The organism is Rhodospirillaceae bacterium, assembly GCA_018662005.1.
Lineage (GTDB): Bacteria > Pseudomonadota > Alphaproteobacteria > Rhodospirillales > JABHCV01 > JACNJU01.
This window is the reverse complement of record JABJHA010000039.1, coordinates 1-17,649: the sequence shown is the minus strand read 5'-3', so window position 1 is coordinate 17,649 and position 17,649 is coordinate 1. Positions and strand designations below refer to the sequence as shown.

20 protein-coding genes are annotated in these 17,649 nt (G+C 54.5%); 7 read left to right on the top strand and 13 right to left on the bottom strand.

Features of this window, described 5'->3' with window-relative positions; genetic code table 11:
* Positions 1–57 precede the first annotated feature (57 nt).
* Together HOL66_15270 and HOL66_15265 are read left to right on the top strand one after the other, a co-directional pair.
* Positions 58–1,050, top strand: coding sequence for an NAD(P)H-quinone oxidoreductase (locus HOL66_15270; protein ID MBT5245598.1), 993 nt, complete (start codon positions 58–60; stop codon positions 1,048–1,050).
* Positions 1,051–1,147: 97 nt separating this feature from the next.
* A complete protein-coding gene (locus HOL66_15265) occupies positions 1,148–1,888 on the top strand; it encodes a DUF1013 domain-containing protein (GenBank protein ID MBT5245597.1) in 741 nt (246 codons plus the stop codon).
* Positions 1,889–1,969: 81 nt separating this feature from the next.
* Here HOL66_15265 and HOL66_15260 read toward each other — a convergent pair whose 3' ends face one another.
* The 6 genes from HOL66_15260 to HOL66_15235 all read right to left on the bottom strand — a co-directional run bounded on the left by HOL66_15260 (position 1,970) and on the right by HOL66_15235 (position 7,525).
* Positions 1,970–2,182 carry a hypothetical protein gene (locus HOL66_15260; GenBank protein MBT5245596.1) on the bottom strand — a complete coding sequence of 71 codons (213 nt, stop codon included), beginning with the start codon at positions 2,180–2,182 and terminating at the stop codon, positions 1,970–1,972.
* Positions 2,183–2,285: 103 nt separating this feature from the next.
* Positions 2,286–3,059, bottom strand: coding sequence for an SDR family oxidoreductase (locus tag HOL66_15255; protein ID MBT5245595.1), 774 nt, complete (start codon positions 3,057–3,059; stop codon positions 2,286–2,288).
* 10 nt (positions 3,060–3,069) lie between these two features.
* Positions 3,070–4,980, bottom strand: coding sequence for a propionyl-CoA synthetase (locus HOL66_15250; protein MBT5245594.1), 1,911 nt, complete (start codon positions 4,978–4,980; stop codon positions 3,070–3,072).
* A 66-nt stretch (positions 4,981–5,046) separates the two neighbouring features.
* Positions 5,047–6,297, bottom strand: a complete 1,251-nt coding sequence (locus HOL66_15245) for a DEAD/DEAH box helicase (GenBank protein MBT5245593.1) — start codon at positions 6,295–6,297, stop codon at positions 5,047–5,049.
* A gap of 278 nt (positions 6,298–6,575) precedes the next feature.
* Positions 6,576–7,133 carry a response regulator gene (locus HOL66_15240; GenBank protein ID MBT5245592.1) on the bottom strand — a complete coding sequence of 186 codons (558 nt, stop codon included), beginning with the start codon at positions 7,131–7,133 and terminating at the stop codon, positions 6,576–6,578.
* A 119-nt stretch (positions 7,134–7,252) separates the two neighbouring features.
* The gene (locus tag HOL66_15235; protein MBT5245591.1) at positions 7,253–7,525 is read right to left on the bottom strand and encodes a ParB N-terminal domain-containing protein; all 273 of its coding nucleotides are present in this window, start codon (positions 7,523–7,525) and stop codon (positions 7,253–7,255) included.
* Positions 7,526–7,575: 50 nt separating this feature from the next.
* On the opposite strand from HOL66_15235, the gene HOL66_15230 reads away from it, so the two are divergent.
* Positions 7,576–9,168, top strand: a complete 1,593-nt coding sequence (locus tag HOL66_15230) for a gamma-glutamyltransferase family protein (GenBank protein ID MBT5245590.1) — start codon at positions 7,576–7,578, stop codon at positions 9,166–9,168.
* 12 nt (positions 9,169–9,180) lie between these two features.
* Here the strand turns inward: HOL66_15230 and HOL66_15225 are convergent, their stop codons facing one another.
* The gene (locus tag HOL66_15225; GenBank protein MBT5245589.1) at positions 9,181–9,882 is read right to left on the bottom strand and encodes a c-type cytochrome; all 702 of its coding nucleotides are present in this window, start codon (positions 9,880–9,882) and stop codon (positions 9,181–9,183) included.
* Between the two features lie 181 nt (positions 9,883–10,063).
* On the opposite strand from HOL66_15225, the gene HOL66_15220 reads away from it, so the two are divergent.
* Positions 10,064–11,704 carry an acyl-CoA synthetase gene (locus HOL66_15220; GenBank protein ID MBT5245588.1) on the top strand — a complete coding sequence of 547 codons (1,641 nt, stop codon included), beginning with the start codon at positions 10,064–10,066 and terminating at the stop codon, positions 11,702–11,704.
* A 72-nt stretch (positions 11,705–11,776) separates the two neighbouring features.
* Here HOL66_15220 and HOL66_15215 read toward each other — a convergent pair whose 3' ends face one another.
* Positions 11,777–11,941, bottom strand: coding sequence for a DUF465 domain-containing protein (locus HOL66_15215; protein MBT5245587.1), 165 nt, complete (start codon positions 11,939–11,941; stop codon positions 11,777–11,779).
* Between the two features lie 137 nt (positions 11,942–12,078).
* Here HOL66_15215 and HOL66_15210 point away from each other — a divergent pair, with 137 nt between their 5' ends.
* On the top strand, positions 12,079–12,279 hold the full coding sequence (locus tag HOL66_15210; GenBank protein MBT5245586.1) for a DUF465 domain-containing protein: 201 nt from the start codon (positions 12,079–12,081) through the stop codon (positions 12,277–12,279).
* Here HOL66_15210 and HOL66_15205 read toward each other — a convergent pair.
* Positions 12,276–13,031, bottom strand: a complete 756-nt coding sequence (locus HOL66_15205; protein MBT5245585.1) for a GGDEF domain-containing protein — start codon at positions 13,029–13,031, stop codon at positions 12,276–12,278. The genes HOL66_15210 and HOL66_15205 overlap by 4 nt on opposite strands.
* 117 nt (positions 13,032–13,148) lie before the next feature.
* Between HOL66_15205 and purE the strand changes: the two genes are divergently transcribed.
* Positions 13,149–13,643: a 5-(carboxyamino)imidazole ribonucleotide mutase gene (gene purE, locus HOL66_15200; protein MBT5245584.1), complete on the top strand. Its 495-nt coding sequence runs from the start codon at positions 13,149–13,151 to the stop codon at positions 13,641–13,643.
* A gap of 4 nt (positions 13,644–13,647) precedes the next feature.
* On the opposite strand, the gene HOL66_15195 is transcribed toward purE, so the two are convergent.
* Both HOL66_15195 and def read right to left on the bottom strand, forming a co-directional pair.
* On the bottom strand, positions 13,648–14,313 hold the full coding sequence (locus HOL66_15195; GenBank protein MBT5245583.1) for a COQ9 family protein: 666 nt from the start codon (positions 14,311–14,313) through the stop codon (positions 13,648–13,650).
* The gene (gene def, locus HOL66_15190; protein ID MBT5245582.1) at positions 14,310–14,891 is read right to left on the bottom strand and encodes a peptide deformylase; all 582 of its coding nucleotides are present in this window, start codon (positions 14,889–14,891) and stop codon (positions 14,310–14,312) included. The genes HOL66_15195 and def overlap by 4 nt, the downstream gene beginning before the upstream one ends.
* A gap of 166 nt (positions 14,892–15,057) precedes the next feature.
* Here def and HOL66_15185 point away from each other — a divergent pair, with 166 nt between their 5' ends.
* Positions 15,058–15,261 (top strand): 30S ribosomal protein S21, encoded by a 204-nt coding sequence (locus tag HOL66_15185; protein MBT5245581.1) that lies wholly within the window; start codon positions 15,058–15,060, stop codon positions 15,259–15,261.
* A gap of 77 nt (positions 15,262–15,338) precedes the next feature.
* Here HOL66_15185 and HOL66_15180 read toward each other — a convergent pair whose 3' ends face one another.
* Positions 15,339–15,929 (bottom strand): GNAT family N-acetyltransferase, encoded by a 591-nt coding sequence (locus HOL66_15180; protein ID MBT5245580.1) that lies wholly within the window; start codon positions 15,927–15,929, stop codon positions 15,339–15,341.
* Between the two features lie 97 nt (positions 15,930–16,026).
* Positions 16,027–17,535 (bottom strand): PAS domain S-box protein, encoded by a 1,509-nt coding sequence (locus HOL66_15175; protein ID MBT5245579.1) that lies wholly within the window; start codon positions 17,533–17,535, stop codon positions 16,027–16,029.
* Between the last annotated feature and the right edge of the window lie 114 nt (positions 17,536–17,649).

The following is a 17,649-nucleotide window of genomic DNA, read 5'->3' as shown; positions in this document are numbered from 1 at the left end:
AGTTGGATAACAACATATTACTGGATAGTGCACGTCCTTAAAAGCCGGAGACGATCAATGAGCTCGCAATTGCCCGATACCATGACCTGTGTCGAAATCACCCCCGAAGGTGGCCTGGTTACCGCCAGTCGCGCCCTGCCCCGGCCGGCTGCCGGTGAAGTGCTTATCGACGTCGCCGCAGCCGGTGTCAATCGACCCGATGTCCTGCAACGCCAGGGCGGTTATCCGCCGCCACCGGGTGCATCGGATATTCCGGGCCTGGAGATTGCCGGAACCGTCATAGGCCTTGGCGAAGGGGTTAGCGACCGGGCTATTGGTGATGATGTTCTGGCGCTGGTCACGGGTGGCGGCTACGCCCAGTACTGCACCGCCCCCGTCCCCCAGTGCCTCGATATCCCCGGCGATCTGGAAATGGACGCCGCGGCAGCCATACCGGAAACCTTTTTCACCGTCTGGTCGAACGTTTTCGAGCGCGCCGCCCTGAAACCCGGTGAGACCTTTCTCGTTCATGGTGGTTCCAGCGGCATCGGCACCACCGCCATCCAGATCGCCCACGCGCTGGGATCACCGGTTATCGCGACGGCCGGAAACGAGGAAAAGTGCGGCGCCTGCGAGGTTCTCGGCGCGGACTTGGCGATTAACTACCGGGAACAGGACTTCCTCGAAGCGGTCAGGGAATTCACCGATGGCCGGGGTGTCGATGTCATTCTCGATATGGTCGGCGGCGACTACGTGCAGCGAAACCTGAAGGCCCTGGCAGCAGATGGGCGGCTGGTCAATATCGCTTTCCTTAATGGCAGCAAGGTCGAGGTTGATCTGATGCAAATGATGTTAAAACGCCTGACCTTAAGCGGATCAACCTTGCGCGCCCGTTCCGTTGAATTCAAGGCGGCCATTGCCGAACAATTAAAGGAACATGTCTGGCCATTGATTGAATCCGGGGAGATCGAGCCCTTTATTCACGCCACATTTACCCTGGATGAAGCCGCCGAAGCCCACGCATTGATGGAAAGCTCCGAACATATTGGCAAGATCGTACTGCTAACATGAATTTGAAAGGTTTACGGGACCGGAAAAATACACTAAACGTTCATCCAACACCTGCCTTACAGGCTCATTCCAGTCATCAACAATAGGATAACAAGCGATGACGCATCCGCTGATGCCAAAAGCCACTGCCGTGTGGCTGGTTGAAAACACCGCTCTTTCATTTGAGCAGATTGCCGATTTTTGTGGCCTGCATTCTCTAGAGGTTCAGGCCATCGCCGACGACGAAGTCGCCATCGGTATGCAGGGCCTTGACCCGATCACCGCAGGTGAGCTGACGATGGTAGAAATCGAGCGCTGCCAGGCTGATCCGGGAACCCGCCTTAACCCGGCCGAAAACCGCACCCCGGTCGCCAAGAAAAAAGGTGCCCGCTACACCCCGGTATCAAAACGCCAGGATCGCCCTGACGCCATCTCCTGGTTGATCAAGAACTATCCGGAAATGAGCGACGCGCAGATTTCCAAACTGATCGGCACGACCAAGCCGACGATCAACTCGATTCGCGAGCGCACGCATTGGAATATTGCTAACATCAAGGCGCAAAATCCGGTCGCCCTGGGCCTGTGTTCAGCTGATAATCTTGAAAAATCCGTGGCCATTTCGCGGGCCCGCGCCGGCACCACCCACGCCCCGAACAGGGGACCAAAAGAAGACGGCCCGGCCCCTTCTATTCCGGTCACCCCGGCCCCTGAGCCTGAGCCCGAGAATAAGCCTGAGCCAACCGTGGAAAACGTATTCGTCGAACAGCTACCGGCCCCGGAAGAAGAAACTCTGGCCATCGAGCAGAACACGGACAGTGATCCCATCGCCATGCCCGCGCCGGAAAAAGATAACGCTTAATATGAATTAAGCCCCTCAATTGCCGGGCGGGTTCTCCGAACCCTTGGCTCGCCGCAGTGGCGGCGGCCCGCAGTCACGGGCTTAAGTGTTCAGGCCCCTCAAGCGCCGGGCGGGTTCTCCGAACCCTTGGCTCGCCGCAAAAGCGGCGGCCCGCAGACGCGGGCTTAAGTGTTCAGGCCCCTCAAGCGCCGGGCGGGTTCTCCGAACCCTTGGCTCGCCGCAAAAGCGGCGGCCCGCAGACGCGGGCTTGGGGAACCAGGAATTAATGGCGACAGGATATTCTCTTATTGCCACTTTTATTTTGACTTCCAGAGGCTCCAGCCAAGAGAGCGGAGCGAACGCCCGGCGCTTGAGGGGCCTGAACTCTAATGAGGGGCTTAAACTTTAATGAACACCCTCACTCCTCCACAGGCACCGTATAGCCCAGCGCCAATCTGCCGCCATCGGCGTAGATGGTCTGGCCTGTGATGTAACTTGACTCGTCGCTGGCCAGGAAAACCGCAACGGAGGCCATTTCTTCGGGCTCTCCGCATCGTCCCATGGGGGTGCGTGACAGGATCATTTTTCGCGCTGCCTCGTCAGCCATCACCTTTTTGGCCATGTCCGTGAGGATCGTGCCCGGGCCAATCGCATTGACGCGAATACCCTTGTCGGCCAGTGACAAAGCCATAACCTTGGTCAACTGGTTAACCCCGCCCTTACAGATTACGTAAGGCGAGGCTTTCGGGATGGCGGTAACGGCGTTGATTGAGGACATGTTGATGACCACACCGCCACCATTTTCCGCCATATGGCGCGCCGCCGCCTGTCCGGTCAGGAAGAAACCTTTCAGGTTGATCGACAGGGTCTGGTCAAGTTCATCTTCGCTGATGTCCAGGAAGTCGCCGGTAAACAACACGGCGGCATTGGACAGCATGATGTCGAGGCCGCCGAAATGTTCCAGCGTACCGGCAATCAACTGATCGACCTGGGATTTATCAGACACATCGCAGTGCAGGTAATGAGCCTGTCCCCCGCCCTCGCGGATACTGGCGGCTGCGGCTTCGCCAAGATCGTCATTGATATCGGAAATAACCACCCGCGCCCCTTCATGTGCGAAAGCCCTGGCGCAAGCAAGGCCGATACCGCCAGCCGAGCCTGTAATGATGGCGGTTTTATCCTCCAGACGCATTTTTTATTCCTTATTTTCTTGCGCTGGCCAAACCAATGCTTTCCAAAGCCACTTTGATCTCGGCCAGAATGGTCGGATCGTCGATGGTCGCAGGCATCTTATAGTCCTCGTTGTCGGCAATTTTCTGTATGGTGCCACGGAGAATTTTACCGGAGCGGGTTTTCGGCAAACGCTGGATAACAGCGGCCAGCTTGAAGGCGGCGACCGGGCCGATTTTTTCACGCACCATGGCGACGACCTCACCGACAATGTCAGCGTTATCGCGTTCAACACCCGACTTCAGGACCAAAAAGCCAACCGGCAGTTGACCCTTGAGCTGGTCGGCAACACCAAGCACGGCGCATTCGGCGACATCCGGATGGGCCGCCAGCACTTCTTCCATACCGCCTGTCGATAGCCTGTGACCGGCGACATTGATGATGTCGTCGGTGCGGGCCATGATGTACAGATAACCGTCTTCGTCGATATAACCGGCGTCGGCGGTTTTGTAGAAGCCCGGGTATTCCTCCAAGTACGCCTGCTTGTAGCGTTCATCGGCATTCCACAGGGTCGGCAGGGTGCCCGGCGGCAGCGGTAGCTTGCAACAAATCGCGCCGATATCACCGGCCGCAACCGGATGGCAGCCATCATCAAGAACCTGCACATCCCAGCCCGGCACCGCCTTGGTTGGCGATCCCGGTTTGATCGGGAATTGCGTCAGCCCCATGCAGTTCGATGCAATGGCCCAACCGGTTTCAGTCTGCCACCAGTGATCGATAACCGGAACACCCAGGTGATCCTCGGCCCAGTGCAAGGTATCGGGGTCGGTGCGCTCGCCAGCCAGGAACAGTGTCTCGAAGGCCGACAGGTCATATTTTTTGAGCAATTCGGCATCAGGATCGTCACGCTTGATGGCCCGAAACGCCGTCGGCGCGGTAAACATCGCCCGCACTTTATGTTGCGAGATAACCCGCCAGAAGGCTCCCGGGTCGGGCGTCCCGACGGGCTTACCCTCATACAAAATCGTCGTGCAGCCATTGAGAAGCGGCGCGTAGACGATATAGGAATGACCAACAACCCAGCCCACGTCAGAGGCCGACCAGAAAACATCGCCGGGGTCCATGCCGTAGACCGCCTTCATGGTCCAGTTCAGAGCAACCGCATGGCCGCCATTGTCGCGAACCACACCCTTGGGCTCGCCGGTTGTGCCTGATGTATAGAGAATATACAGCGGGTCGGTGGCGGCAACGGGGACGCAGTCGTGGGGCGTCGCGGTTTTCATCGCCTCAGCCCAGTCGATATCGCGCCCTTCCTTCAAGCTGCCATCGGCCTCGGGACGTTTCAGGATGATACAGGCATCCGGCTTGTGATTGGCCAGGTCGATGGCTTCATTGAGAAGCGGCAAATATTCAATGACCCGGTTGATCTCGATACCACAGGTGGCGCTGACGATGGCCCTCGGTTTGGCGTCGTCAATACGGATCGCCAACTCGTTGGCGGCAAAGCCTCCAAAAACGACGGAATGAACAGCACCCAGGCGGGCGCAGGCAAGCATGGCGATGGCCGCTTCAGGGACCATGGGCATATAGATGATAACCCTGTCGCCCTTGCTCACTCCGGCGGCGGCAAGAATGCCTGCGAAGGTCGCGACTTCGTCACGCAACTGGGAATAACTGTAGGTTTTGACCGTGCCGCCGCCGGTCACCGGGCTGTCATAAATCAGCGCCGCCTGATCGCCGCGGCCGCTTTCTACATGACGGTCCAGGGCGTTGTAGCAGGTGTTCAGCTCACCGCCCGTAAACCAGCGGTAAAACGGCGGATTTGAGCTGTCGAGAACCCTGTCCCACTTTTTGCTCCAGGAAATGCCTTCGGCGACCTCGCCCCAAAACCCCTCGGGGTCGTTGAGTGAACGGGTATGGGCTTCGCTGTATTTGTCTGTCATATCACTCCCCTGACGTCTTGATCAGGGGAGATTGTGAGGCAAATCACGGCGATATGAAAGGGCCTTTTAAGCGGCTTTTTTATTTGACCGGTTGAAGCGCTGTCGGTTGCGATTACGCTGACGGGGACGGTTGTTGCGCTGTGGCCTGCCTTTGGACGGGCCATTATGGTTGGCAATTTCCGGCGCATGAAAGGAATGATCCTCGAAAATTGGCACACTTTGGCGGATGATTTTCTCAATGTCCCGAAGATAGCCGCGCTCCTCGATGTCACAAAACGAGATCGCAATACCCGACGCCCCTGCACGGGCTGTGCGGCCAATGCGGTGGACATAGCTTTCAGGCTCGTTGGGCAGGTCGAAGTTGATAACGTGAGTGACGCCGTCAACATCAATGCCGCGGGCCGCGATATCGGTTGCCACAAGGGCCCGGATTTTACCGGAACGAAAACTGTTTAGGGCTCGCTGACGGGCGTTCTGGGTCTTGTTGCCATGAATGGCGTCGGACTGGATGCCTTTTTGATGCAAGTGCCTTGAAACCCGGTCTGCTCCGTGTTTTGTGCGGGTAAAAATCAGCACCCTGGCGATATCCCTGTCATCCAGCAATTCGCCAAGCAAAGCGCGCTTCTTATCTTTTTGAACAAACATCACCTTCTGCTCGATCTTCTCGACAGTGGTGGCCGCCGGGGCCACTTCCACCTGAACCGGATCACGAAGCAGGCCATCCGCAAGCCCCTGAATGGTTTTTGGCATGGTTGCCGAGAACATTACCGTCTGACGTTTATTTGGCAGGGCGGCGGTGATTTTTTTAACATCAGGAATGAAGCCCATATCGAGCATACGATCGGCTTCATCAAGGATGAAGACTTCCACCTCATCAAGATACAGGTGACGCTGGTTCATAAGATCGAGCAACCGACCCGGCGTTGCGACCAGAATATGTACACCCTGGGCCAGGGTTTTGATTTGCGGACGGATGGAAGCACCGCCGTAAACCACCGTCGAGCGTAAGTGCATATGACGGCCATAAGCCCTGATGCTGTCATTGATCTGACCGGCCAGTTCGCGGGTCGGGGCAATAATCAAGGCACGCGGTTTGCGGCTTTGTGGCTTGGCTCCGTTTGAAGCCAGGCGGTTTAAAAGAGGCAACGCAAAGGATGCGGTTTTACCAGTGCCTGTCTGGGCAACGCCCAGAAGGTCATGTCCTTCAAGCAATGCCGGGATCGACTTTTGCTGAATGGGACTCGGTGTCGTGTAGCCTTCGTCGGCAATAGCGCGAAGGATGGGTTGGGCCAGGTTGAAGCCCGTAAAATCAGTCATAGTTTCTTTGTCTTTCTTAAATAATCAATATAACAAGATACCCTTCTCCCTGGTTTAAGGGACGGCGGGTGCGCAAGCACAGTGCAAGCATTACGAACACGACATGTTCAAAGCTGATGCAGTGACAGAGGTCTGTCTAACGAAACGCCCACTTGAGATATCGGAAAGAAACTTTAAGCCAACTTTGAATTTTTAAGTCGGCGAGGATCGAAATTCGATCTGGAAAGGAGTGTCGCTGGCCCGGATATGCCTACTGGGCGCGACAAAGTCAAGACAATTCAGCCATTTAAGAGAGCTTCGACCTCTTCCTGGGACAGTTCGGCATCTTCACCACCCTCGCCGCCCTCAACAGCTTTGCGACGTTCACCGCCCATATAGGCCGGGTTATCCCGGCGACGCCTGTCGGGGCCAAAATACAGACCAGCACGCACAAACGGACGCGGACGTTCGATGATCGATCGAATGCGCGAATAAAGCCCCTTGACCGAAATCGGTTTGGCCAGAAATTCATGGACACCGGCGTCGCGAGCTTCAACAACCCGGTTCATTTCAGTATGTCCCGTCAGCATGATGATCGGAACAAAGGGATTGGGGCTGTCACTGGCGGTGCGCACCATCTTGGTAAAGTCGATGCCGTCCAGGGGTTCCATGTTCCAGTCGCAAATGATGATGTCGGCGTTATAGTGACGCAGTTCCTTGAACGCATCGGCGCCATCAGCCGCATCGACAACGTTTTTAACGCCAAGCGCATTCAAAATGCCCTTGACCAACGCACACATGTGACTGTTGTCATCTACGACCAGGAAATTCAGCCGCTCAAGATTATAATCATCCATCTACACAGATCCTGAGTTTTTCCATCTTCGTACTTATCCCCAGCGACAAGCTAAAGGACAATCCACTGTAATGCCAACACAGTTTCGGCCCCCATGGTGCCCTTTAGGGCATTGCCACGTCAATGCAGACGCGCCCCGACGATAAATGCCTGAATGGTTTCATCACCGAGCGCCTTACGGGCTTCCAGGCGGTGAATGCCTTTGACGAGGACATAACGTCCCTTGCCCTGACGCACCTGGATGGGGTCTTCCTCCGCCTCTTCCATGATCGCTTCGGCAACCTGATCAAGTTTTAACGAATCCAGTTCCTTGCGACGTTCGGCAGGCACATAAACATCTTCGATTTTAATAACGACGGCCTTAAGCAAAACGCCCCCCTGACACTGTTCAATAAATCAGCCACAGTATAGTTTGAAAAATCATTCTATAGGAGCCTGTTTAAATGATTTTCACCAAACACGGTCGAAGCGGCATGATGTCCGCCCCTCACCACCTTGCGGCTGAAGCCGGTGCCAACATTTTGCGAGCCGGTGGCAATGCGGTCGAGGCGATGGTTGCCGCTGCCGCAACAATCGCCGTGGTCTACCCCCACATGAATTCTATCGGTGGCGATGGCTTTTGGATCATTTCTGAACCCGGCAAGGAGCCCATTGGTATTGATGCCTGTGGACCAGCCGCTGCCTTGGCCACTGTGGATGCTTACAAGCGCGCAAATTGCGACAGCATACCGGCGCGTGGCCCGCTTGCCGCATTGAGTGTTGCCGGCACCCTCAGCGGTTGGGCTTCAGCCCTTGACGTCGCCAGCAGTTGGGGAACGGCGATACCGCTACCTGACATTCTTGCGGATGCTGTTGGCCACGGCCGGGCCGGTGTGTCGGTGACACGGGGTCAGGAAAAGCTGACAGGAGAAAAACTCGCTGAAGTTAAAGCGGTTCCCGGCTTTGCCCGAACCTACCTTTCTGACGAAGGCAAAGTCCTTGAAGAAGGCGCGATCCTTAAACAACCAGCGCTTGCGGCGACCCTTGAGCGACTTGGTCAGGCCGGACTGGACGATTTCTACCGCGGGGATGTCGCCCGGGCGCTTGCCAGCGGCCTTGAAAACACCGGAAGTTTTCTCCGGCTGAGCGATCTGGAAAGTTATCACGCCCTGCCCGTCGCGCCATTATCGGTGGGCCTTGATTGCGGGCAGATCTACAACATGCCGCCACCAACCCAGGGCGTTTCAGCGCTGATGATCCTGGCCTTGTTTGAACGCCTGGGCGTCAAGCAAGCAGAAAGCTTCGATCATATTCACGGCCTGGTCGAAGCGACAAAGCAGGCCTTCATCCTGCGTGACGCCCACGTCACTGACCCAGCCTGTATGAACGTCGATGCCGCTGCGTGGCTGCAAGCGGACTTTCTCGACGGGCGGGCAGCCAACATCGACAAAGCCAATGCCTTGCCTTGGCCGCATGTAGCAAAACCGGGCGACACCATCTGGATGGGCGCTGCCGATAAAAGCGGCCGGGTTGTCAGCTTTATTCAAAGCACCTACTGGGAATACGGATCGGGCGTGGTCGTGCCCGACACCGGTGTTGTCTGGCAAAACCGGGGCATGAGTTTCTCCCTCGACCCGTCCCACCACAACGCCCTGGAGCCCGGCAAACGCCCCTTCCACACCCTGATACCGGCATTGGCACGTCTGAAGGATGGCCGCACGATGGCCTATGGCAACATGGGCGGGGAAGGCCAACCGCAATCCCAGGCCGCCGTATTCAGCCGTCACGTGATGTTTGGCGCTCCCTTGCAAGAAGCAATCAGTGCACCGCGCTGGTTGTTGGGACGAACCTGGGGAGAAGACACGGCGAGCCTGAAACTTGAAAACCGCTTCGATAGCGCGCTGGTCGATAAACTGATGGCGGCAGGCCATGATGTGGAATTGATGGAACCCTTCACCAGCACCATGGGCCATGCTGGTGCCGTCAGCGTCAGCCATTCAGGCGCCTTTGAAGGCGCCAGTGATCCGCGCAGCGACGGCGCTGCGGTGGGGCTTTAAACATAAGAGAGATCAAAGACCGGAAAAATAGGCGGCGATATCTTCCATTTGGGTGCGACTCAGGGCCAAAGCCATTTCCGACATGAACGAATGAAAGCGAAAATTCGTTCCATCAACCGGCAACATGCCTTCACCGGCTGCGGCAAAGGCAATGAGCTGCCTGACCAGATATTTAGGTTTCTGCCCGGCCAGATTGGGCGCATCGGGGTGGGTGGCGCGTCCCGTTACGCCATGGCACTTAAAGCAACCGGCTTTTTGAGCCACGGCCTTTCCTGCCACAGGTGTGCCGGTGCGGATGTTTTCAAAAGTTGCTTCTTGCTCTGCAGCTTGCTTGGCCAAGGCAATCCGCAGACCCGCCTTTTCTTTATTTATCTGTTCTTTGGCAAGGCATAAATTGACTGCAATCCGTAGACGGACTTTATCGATATAGGTTTCCAGTTGGGGTCCTTTGATTTTGTTTCCATCTGGTGTTTTAACAGCGCCGCCTTGCAAATGGATAGTTTTCAACCGGCCTAATTGCTGTTCCCACTTGCTGTTATAATTTTCCCATTCACCGTCGTGTCTGACGGCCACATATTGTCTGATACTCTCGTGACTCAAGCTGCCCCACCAACTCACTTCAGGATAATTCTGGCACGTTGCCTGGGCCCCGAAAGAAGCCATTTCAATCGTTAAAAAAATAATCGTCGCCGCAAAAATATTTCTTTTTTTCATACCGCTACGTACTCATCAGCTTTTTGTTCAAAAGACCATAAAACTTTAGCCAGTATTAGCTGCGTAGCCTTAATGCAAGCTGACGGGTTTGATAAAATGTAAAAGCGCTTCTTTTGGCAGGGCCCTTTATGGCATTGTGCGTGACCATTTCATTGCACAGATTTCAGGGGACCATCTATACATGACCGCTAATATTTACGAGCAGCATCTGGATGCCCATCAGGCCAACTACGCAGCCCTTTCGCCGCTGAGTTTGCTGGCCCGGGCCGCCGATGTCTACCCCGGCAAGATATCCCTGATCCACGGTAGCAAGCGCTTCACCTGGGAGCAGACATACGCCCGCAGTCGCAGGCTGGCATCGGCTTTAAGCAAGCGCGGCATTGGCACCGGCGATACCGTCGCCATTATGGGCGCCAATACACCCGAAATGTACGAGGCCGCCTTCGGTGTGCCGATGACCGGGGCTGTTCTGAACACCCTGAACGTGCGCCTGGATGCCGCCGCCATCGCCTTTTGTCTTGGCCACGGCGAGGCCAGGGTTTTACTGACTGACAGGGAATTTTCAAAGACCGTCAGGGCGGCGCTTGACGAATACGGCGATGACACGTTGCTGGTCATCGACATTGACGATTCTGAAGCTGAAATCGATGGCGAATTGCTTGGGCTTACCGATTACGAGAGTTTCCTGGGTGAAGGCGATCCGGACTATCAGTGGCAACTTCCAGATGATGAATGGAACGCCATATCCCTGAACTACACATCGGGCACCACCGGCAACCCGAAGGGCGTCGTTTACCATCACCGTGGCGCTTACCTGAACGCGCTATCCAATATCATCGGCTGGAATATGGGCCATCATCCGGTCTATCTGTGGACGCTGCCGATGTTCCATTGCAATGGTTGGTGTTTTCCGTGGACCCTGGCCGCCGTTGCCGGATCTTCGGTCTGCCTGCGCCAGGTCAACGCAGCCAATATGTACAGCGCCATCGCCGAGCACGGCGTCACGCATTTTTGCGGTGCGCCTATCGTCCTCAACTTCATCGCTAACGCCACTGAAGATGAACGCCGCCCCCTCCCACACACCGTCAAGGCGATGACAGCGGCAGCGCCGCCGCCAGCCTCGACCCTGCAAAGGATGCAGGAAATTGGCTTCGATGTTACCCACGTATACGGCCTGACCGAAACCTATGGCCCTGCGGTTATGTGCGCTTGGGATCCGGACTGGGACGACCTGGAAATCGAGGAACAGACCCGTCTGAAGGGCCGCCAGGGGGTCCGTTATCATGTTCTGGAGGGGCTTGACGTTATCAATCCCGACACCATGGAGCCGGTGCCGCGGGACGGCGAAACCATGGGCGAGATTATGTTCCGTGGCAACATCGTCATGAAGGGCTACCTGAAAAACCCCGACGCCAGCGATGAAGCCTTCGCTGGTGGCTGGTTCCATTCAGGTGATCTGGCCGTCATGCAACCCGACGGCTACATTAAAATTCAGGATCGCTCAAAAGACGTGATTATCTCCGGCGGAGAAAACATCTCCTCCATCGAGGTCGAAGACACCCTTTACAAGCACCCGGCCGTGCTGGTTTGCGCTGTCGTCGCCAAGCCCGATGAAAAATGGGGCGAGACGCCATGCGCGTTTATTGAGCTAAAAGAAGGCGCGGAACAAGTCAGCGAGGCCGACGTGATCGCCTTCTGCCGCGACAATCTGGCCCACTACAAATGTCCGAAGTCAGTCATCTTCTGCGATATACCCAAAACATCGACCGGCAAAATTCAGAAGTTCAAATTGCGCAAGCAACTGGATGAAGGACAGACCTGAACACACGCAACCACCCCGAACGTTTTCTTTCGTTCGGGGGTGCGCATTAAAAAAGCAGCCGTCAAGGGCTGCTTAGCTACTTATTCCTACGATCTCGTCCTTGAGAAGGAGCTTCTGTTTTTTAAGTTCATGTAAATGAATTTCGTCCGGGTAAGGCCGCCGTTCTTCATTTTCAATTTCGTGTTCTAATGTTTCGTGCTTGGACTTAAGGGTATCCAACCTGTCGTCAAGGCTCATGGCATCTTTCCTCCCGACTTCAAATTTAACATGGGATCCATGATATAACATTTGAAAGGACAAATCCAGCGCTGCCACTCCCGGCAAGCAATTTTGACTGGCGATTTGCCCGGCTATATCTGGTATTATGAACGGCAATGGATGATATCGAAGGCATAATCAGCAAATTGGCCGAATTGCGCACCGAACATCGCGATCTTGATGATGTTATTGACCGGCTAACCGAAGATGGCGGCTTTAATCAAGTTCAGGTGCAGCGACTGAAAAAGCGTAAACTGTCGATCAAAGACCAAATTTCCAGCCTGGAAAACCAGATTCTGCCCGATATTATCGCTTAACCGGCATCAATTTCGCGTTCTTTGGCAAGCAAGTCCTCATCGGCATTACCCATAACGGATTCGGCGTTATCGCCAGGGATGAAGGTATGCAGGCCGAAAGCGGTCTTTAATGAAAGTCTTTCCCCATCCCAAGGAAACGAGCCGCCCTCAAGGTCGAAAGCGATGGCTGCGGCCTTTTCGGTGGCATTTTCACTGTCGGCCATGGTCAGTATAAGGCCAAAATCATGGCCACCCATTGAGCCGACGATATCTGTATCCCTGCAGGCAGCGCTTAGACAATCGGCAGCCCAGGTCAGGCCAGCCTCGGCGGCTGCATGGCCAAACTTGCGGCGAATGCTCTCAATATTTCGCACATGGAAGCAAACGAACGTGTTAACCACCCCGGCCCGCTCACCCAGCGCCAGCACCCGGGACAACTCCCGATGCAAGCCACGGCGGTTGATCAGCGGAAGGTAGGTATGGGTTTCGGAAAGTTCTTCAAGATACAGAATGTGAGAGCGGGCATGGCTTAGTTCATCGCGCAGTTTGTCAAATTCCGCCATGATCTGGCTTAGGGTCTGTTGTACTTTTGGTGTGACCTCTTCTGCCGGAATGTCCATCACTGTGAAGATGTCCCGTTCGACATCAACAGGCGTGTTGGTGGCTTGATCGTGATCAGTACTGGTCTGGTCGCGTTTGCGTGGCTGATCCTTCGCATGTTTATCGGCAGGAAGAAGCGCTCTGATCGGCGAAGAAACCGGAATTTCGGCCATGGTGGGTACCCCCGTTACAGCTTTAAAAATGCTAACATCCCGGTTGCCCGTTGATAAAGATAATTCAACCCTTATAATGCGCGGCTTTCTAAAATCCATCCGCTATGGAGTCAGTTAATGAACGCCTCAACCCCCGCCGTCGGTATCATCATGGGCAGCCAATCCGACTGGAAAGTCATGAAATTTGCAGCCGAGAAGCTTGAAGCACTGGGCATTGCCCACGAAAGCAAGATCATGTCCGCCCACAGGACGCCTGAACGACTTGAGGCCTATGCCCGTGGCGCCCGCGCGAACGGCCTTAAAGTGATCATTGCCGGTGCCGGCATGGCAGCCGCCCTGCCCGGTTCGGCAGCAGCACTGACGCCCTTACCGGTGCTTGGCGTTCCCATGGAAGGCAAGATGATGGGCGGCCTTGACGCGATGCTGGCAATGACCCAAATGCCTGGCGGCGTTCCCGTCGGCACCCTGGGGTTAGGCAAAGCGGGGGCTATCAATGCAGCCTTACTGGCAGCGGCTATTATCGCCCTGTCCGACGACGACGCGGCCAAGGCCTTGGACAACTTCCGGGCTGAACAGACCGCGGCTGTTCCGGAAGTCCCAACGGACGATTAGAAATTTACCGTCGCACCTGAACGGTGGCGGCGAATCGCTTGCAGACATCGACAGGCGATGACATCGCGGCCAGGCGATCGGTTATCTTGATACGGGTCTGGATCAGTTTAAGGACATCGGCGATTCGGCGGTCGAGAAATTCCCAGGTTTCGGGGTAATCCCCCTCGCCGTCGCCTTCATCGGCAAGCCAGTAGAGGATTGTTGAAGCCAAAACCGGGGCCAGTAGGGCGCGCTTTGAATAGAAACTGAAGTCGGCGCTTTCGTCACCCGTTGCATACCAGATTTCGTTGACCGTGTTGTAGGTGCTTTTAAGTGAAAGCCCGGCGTTATGGGGCAAGGTCATATACGTCAGACAGCGACGTACGGCTTCACGGTGGGGTTCCATAATCTCCAGGCGGCAGCGCACGCCACTGGCGATTCGTTGGCGTATCTTCAAGGATGGCATATCAATTTTTGCCATCTCGGCAACCATGCGACGGTCGGTCCAATCGGAGAAATGAGCCGCCAGATCGCTCATATCCTTGATTGCGCCTTCGGCCTCGATTCCCGGCAAGTCCTGCAAATCTTCAATACCGGCGGCGACAGCGTCCTGTGACCAACCCTCAAAAACAACATGAGGCAAAGTCGCCAGCAAGATCAGATCTCGCAATTCCTGGTTTTGGTGGTTCATGGGGTATCTTCTTCTGCTTCTTCTTTTGGAACGAGTGATTTCCTTAATTCATCATTATAACCGAAAGTTCGCATATCCGATATGCGATGCGGATAAAGAATCCCGTCCAGATGATCACATTCGTGTTGTACGACACGGGCATGGAAACCTGTTGCCTCGCGCTCAATGGTCTCGCCGTCCAGCCCGATACCGGTGTAACGGATATGAACCGGGCGATGCACCTCGCCGCTCATGTCAGGGATAGACAGGCAACCCTCGTAGGCAGCGTGGGTTTCGTTGCCGATGGCTTTTATAACCGGGTTCATCAGAACGGTCAGGGGGACTTCCTCGGTTCCGACTTCAAGCCCTGCCGCCCGGTAGCGCTCTGCAGCAGCGCTGGCGTCGGGAACCTTGAAGATAACCAGACGAATGGGCAGATGCACCTGCGGGGCGGCCAACCCGACGCCGCCTGCATCATCAAGGGTGTCGATCATATCATCAACAAAATACCCGATTTCCGGGGCGCTGGGGTCTTCGACGGGAACCGATTTCATGCCGAGAATTGGGTGGCCCATGCGGGCAATCTTCAAAATCGACATTTTACCTGGAACTCCTTTGTTTTGATGGACAAAAAAAGTTACAACCCACACGCATGCAGGCCTTCCCATTGCGATAAGGATATGTTAGAAGGCGCACCTTCGGAACGGAAGTCTTTTAACCGTTCTCCCGGAAACATATTATTTTTTGATAGAGGATAGATAACCCGTGCAAGTCACTGTCCGCGACAACAACGTCGATCAGGCCCTTAAAGTCCTGAAAAAGAAATTGCAGCGTGAAGGCGTCTTCCGTGAAATGAAGCTGCGCCGCGCCTTTGAAAAACCGTCCGAGCGTAGAGCCCGCGAGAAGGCTGAAGCCATCCGCCGCGGCCGCAAGCTGGAACGCAAGCGTATCGAACGCGAAGGCTTCTAGAACGTCACGATTTCGTGACGATTCTGCTAATGCGCACCCTGGGAAACCGCGGTGCGCTTTTGCATGTCTGGGGAGTTTTAGCTGATTGTCCGTCTCAGCAATAGTTCGCGCCCGCTATGGACGGTGCTGACATGTTTTATAACCTGGCGTTCGGCGGCACATTCAAATCCCAATCGTTTATACAGCCGCACCGCTCCCTCGTTACCCTCAAAAACCATGATGCTAAGGCTCCGGGTTCCTAATTCCCAGGCGCGCCGCTCTGCTTCGCCTATCAGCAATGATCCGTATCCCTTTGAGCGATGGTGGGGATAGACGGCAAGGGCATTAATATAAAATGATCCCGGCGCCAGGCATTCCAGTTCGACCAGAGGCACCAGAAAATCCGGAACCCCTTGCAGTTCTTCCTCAACATTCATGACGGCAGGTTGCAGGTAGCCCAGCAACATTCCTGCGACCTGTCCTGCGTCTTCCAGTACAGAGGCGTTAGGGTAGCTGAAAGAGCCTTCTGAGCGCCTTGCCCGGGCCATACCCACGTCGAGTGCTGTTTCCCCGTCTTCTGCGTCCTGGGCCCACAGCCACGAAGGAATCCCCTCACCCGCCTGATCCATCAGTTCGGCAAGGGCCAAGGCGTCAGCGGGAATGGCTTTGCGTAATACGGGATCGTTCATGGTGTGATGGTACTTAAGACAAGGCGAAAATCAAGAAAAAGGCGGGACGGTATTACAGGCTTTGAAGTGTTGCGTCGATCAATTGAGACCACCACCGTTAACGGATATTCTGGACCACGCGCTCTTTGGGGAAAGTGGCCGTTATCAGGGTTCCTTTACCCTTCTCACTTTCTATTTCCAGAGTGCCACCGTGAAGTTCCATCAAACCTTTGGTTAGAGGCAGGCCCAAACCGGTGCCTTCGTGCATTCGGTCCAGGCCACTGTCAACTTGTCCAAATCTGCTTAAAGCGATTTCCATCTCCCTATCGTTCATTCCAGCACCCGTATCGCTCACGGAAATAGCAACTGAGCCATCGTCATTCAGTCGCAAATGCACGGAAACTTCCCCTCCCTCAGGTGTGAACTTGATCGCATTACTAAGAAGATTGAGCATGATCTGCGTTGTCCTCCGGGAATCCACGTAAATAAGTGGAATTTCGGGGTCAAAGGAGAATTTTATTGTCACCAGTCCCTCTTTCGCCCGAAGTTCGATCAGGCGAATTGTGGATTCAATAATAGCAACGATGTTGACACTTTCTTCCTGTAATTCCAAAGCACGGGCCTCAATTGCGGAAGCGTCAAGAATGTCATCAATGAGCCCCAAAAGGTGCTGCCCGGAGTTATGGATGTCATTCAGATATTCTTGATATTTATCATTATTGAGGGGGCCGAAAATTTCCTCTTTAATTGTCCTTGAAAATCCAATGATGGCGTTTAGAGGGGTGCGTAATTCGTGACTCATATTGGCCATCAGGTCGGATTTTGCACGGTTGGCTTCCTCCGCTTGTTCCAATGCGTTCTGAGTGGCAAGCTCTGCAGCTTTACGTTCAGAAATATCCTCATGTGTTGCGACATAGTGGGTAATTTTATTATTATCATTCATCACCGGGGAGACGGTTTCGTAGACCCAAAAAAGTTCACCGTTTTTGTGCCTGTCTTTCATTTCTCCCTTCCATTCCCCGTTGTTTTTAATCGTATCCCAAAATTCGACATATACGTTCTCAGGCGTATCGCCGGATTTAAGGATGCGCGGGTTCTGGCCAATCACTTCTTCGCGTTTGTAACCAGTTAATGCGGTGAATTTGGAATTGATATATTCGATGGTGCCATCTGTGTCCGTGATAAAAACAGCATTAGAGCTTTGCTCGACGGCACGGGACAGTTTTCGGAGGTCGTCCGCAGCCTGTTTGCCCTCTGTAATATCCCATCCAACGGCATAAAATGAGTTCTCTTTCACATACGCCTGTACATGCCACTCAATCCAGATGTACGAGCCGTTTTTCTTCCTATACCTGTTCGTAACGACAAATCTATCTGTTGCTGTTCCATTGGCAGCATCTGTTAACGCTTTGGTTGTTTTCTCAATGTCTTCTTCGTGGACATACTCAAGGAAAGACTTTGTGCAGAATTCATCATTTCCATAGCCTAGTGTCCTCTCAAAAGAGGAATTTATCTTTGTGAAGTAACCCTCCAAATTACCGGAACCGATCATATCGGGAGAAAGATCAAAAATTCTCTCCAATTCATATTCCGCTTGTTTGCGTTCGGTGATGGGTAATGCTCCCAATTTTTAGCGGTACAAATGAGTAGAATTTTCTCGTAATGTTTTTTGAGGAGATTCAACATGAAACAATCACGTTATTCTGACAGCCAGATCATCGCTATTTTGAAGCAGGCTGAG